Raw genomic sequence first — 1340 nt, forward strand, 5'->3', positions numbered from 1 at the left:
CGAAAGGAACCTCTTTAGCCCCGATGAGACCCGACTTTCTGTGACGGACACCGGACGAATGCTTGGATCCGACCCGCAACATTATTTGTGTCTTGACGTCGGGTCGAACGGCAAATTGTCTGGAGGAGAGATTTCACGCCGTCTAGGTATGACAGATAAAGACAGCCGGCCCATTGGACAAGAATCCTACCAAAAGCAGTTCTGAAAAATGGCTTGGCGGTGAAGTGGTGCGTCCGCCGCGCAGCCCCCGTGTAGCGGAGCGGGGCGCACCGTCCGCTTCAGGGGATTTGTGGGGCGGTCATGCGGCGCGGTCCGTTTCTCTGTGCTCGTGATTGCCGTTGGCCATACCGAGGTACCATTGCCGGAAGGTCGAGCGGAGGGAACCGTCAGGGTCTGCGTGCGGGTTTGCAGCAGAAGATGCGCGCCGATCCTGCTCCACTGCATCTGCTGTTTCTTGGCGAAGCGCTTGGAGATGACGGCCTTGACGGTGGCCTCGACGAAGGCCGAGGAGATGCGCTCACCGGACCGATAGCGTTCGCCGTAATTGATCAGGCTCGCACAGTTGGAGGCAATGTAGGCCTGGAAGTCCCCGATGGCGGTCAGGAACTTGTGCATGTTTGGATTGCCTGTTTCCAGACCTTCCGCATCGAATTGCAGGTCGGCAATTTCGTCACGGGCAGGATAGACGTTACCATGCCAGAGATGCCACTTGATCCTGCGGAGGGCTTCAAGCAGATCCTGCCCGGCCTGCTCGTCGGTTCTCGAGACTCTGCGCGAACTGGCGAAGGACAGTGATGCGCATGGTGATATGGAACCAGTCGAGGACATGCTCGCTCGCCGGCGCGATCATCTCGGCGGGCGAGCGGACCTCTTCGCCGCCATCTGTGATGAAAGTGAAATCCTGATTGGCCTGCAGGCCCTGCTTTTTGAGATGGTCGAGGATGCGCCGCTGCGGCTTGCGGTCGTAGCCGTGGACGAAACCGATGTAGCGCGGACCGTCTTCGGGCAGCGAGCGGCCGATGATCAGCTCGAAGGTCTTCTTCCGGTCGTTGCGGTCGCGGATGGATGCGCCATCCAGACCGATGACGATGCGGCCATCCGGAATGGGCAGGTTCATCCAGTCGCGCGGGCAAGCATCCTGCATGAAGGAGACTCTTTCCTCGGTCAGCTCCCGCTCGATACGGCGGGCCGCGCGCAACGCATGCTGCCGGATCGTCGTGGCATTGGCGGTACTCATCCGGTGAAGACCGCAGACGCGCGGATCCGGCGGCCATGCGCGCCGCGGTGCTTGGATCAAGCTTTCGATGGTGAGACGCGATGATATTCTTCGAGGAGGAATT

Annotated in this window: 2 pseudogenes; one reads left to right on the forward strand and one right to left on the reverse strand. The window is 60.2% G+C overall.

The window, feature by feature from the left end:
• Positions 1 to 205: pseudogene (locus ACWGS8_RS35120) on the forward strand (hypothetical protein); the annotation flags it as partial.
• A 93-nt stretch (positions 206 to 298) separates the two neighbouring features.
• On the opposite strand, the pseudogene ACWGS8_RS35125 reads toward ACWGS8_RS35120, so the two are convergent.
• A pseudogene (locus ACWGS8_RS35125) lies at positions 299 to 1228 on the reverse strand (ISKra4 family transposase); the annotation flags it as partial.
• Between the last annotated feature and the right edge of the window lie 112 nt (positions 1229 to 1340).

This window comes from Mesorhizobium sp. 43Arga (assembly GCF_053714255.1).